We start from the raw sequence: 934 nt of genomic DNA, 5'->3' as shown, positions 1-934 counted from the left end.
GGGATGACAAATTTCCAGTCAACTGTAGATAAGAGCTATATATTCATTGATGAACGTAGCGTTGCTTTTAATGTGATGCATGATGGTGTGGTATCACTCTCGGTCCCTGGGAAGGGAGGCTTTGAATATGTGGGTGATATATATACTCCGACTCTCGAAAAAAAAGCTGAGTTACTTACTCATTTGATTTCATGTTTCCCAGAAATGGACGTTGTCAAAATTAAAAGACTAAATGATAAATATAAGCATCCAATTTATCAGCAAGATGAAGTTACAGAGTGATTTATTTATAAACCTAAAGTAAGGTAAATAATGCTTTCTACTTCTCCTAATAAGCCAATGCAAAATAAGTACAGCTATGTGACTTCTTCACCAAAACCTGCGGTGGTAGTAAATGGACACAATGGTATTTGGAGTAAAGATGAAATGGGAAATCCAGTCTATCGTTTAGATTTAGGCGGTGCAATCAAAGATAATATTACGGTCTTCATTAATCTGCCTTTTAACTGGCAAGCATCAGAGCATGAAAAGTTAGGTTATATTGCTTCAGGTAATAGCCAAGGTGAGCTTGTTATATCTCCTTCGTTGAAAGAATTTGCAACTCGTATGATCGAAGTGAGAGGCAAATAAATGAACTCACCTGAAAGTATAGTGCAATTAAAAGAACAATTGTATCAATCAGAGGTTATATATCGTTGGAGGTACACAGGCGCAGGGCAAAAGCTTTATAAGAAAGTAAGGTGGTTGTGTGCAATTTTAACAGGGGCATTATTTCCTTCTTTTTTGTTAATTGTAGAGGAGGATGCAATGACTGAACCCGCTTTTTGGTTATTTTCTTCTGTTAGCTTAGTTATGATTTTTGTATCGAGATATTTATTTGCACCCGATAAAGACTATTGCTACCACCTAACTCCAATGGGTATTCATTATACAG

General features: G+C 36.2%; 1 protein-coding gene and 2 pseudogenes. All 3 read left to right on the top strand.

The features are described from left to right. Positions 1-282, top strand: a pseudogene (locus A6E03_RS16250) (hypothetical protein); the annotation flags it as partial. A 30-nt stretch (positions 283-312) separates the two neighbouring features. Further along, entirely contained in the window at positions 313-630 is a 318-nt protein-coding gene (locus tag A6E03_RS16245; RefSeq protein ID WP_065601286.1) for a hypothetical protein, read from the top strand. Next, positions 631-934, top strand: a pseudogene (locus A6E03_RS16240) (hypothetical protein); the annotation flags it as partial. It lies immediately after the preceding gene.

It is taken from the genome of Aliivibrio sp. 1S128 (genome assembly GCF_001691065.1).
Classification (GTDB): Bacteria; Pseudomonadota; Gammaproteobacteria; order Enterobacterales; family Vibrionaceae; genus Aliivibrio.
This window is presented reverse-complemented; position numbering and strand designations above follow the sequence as displayed.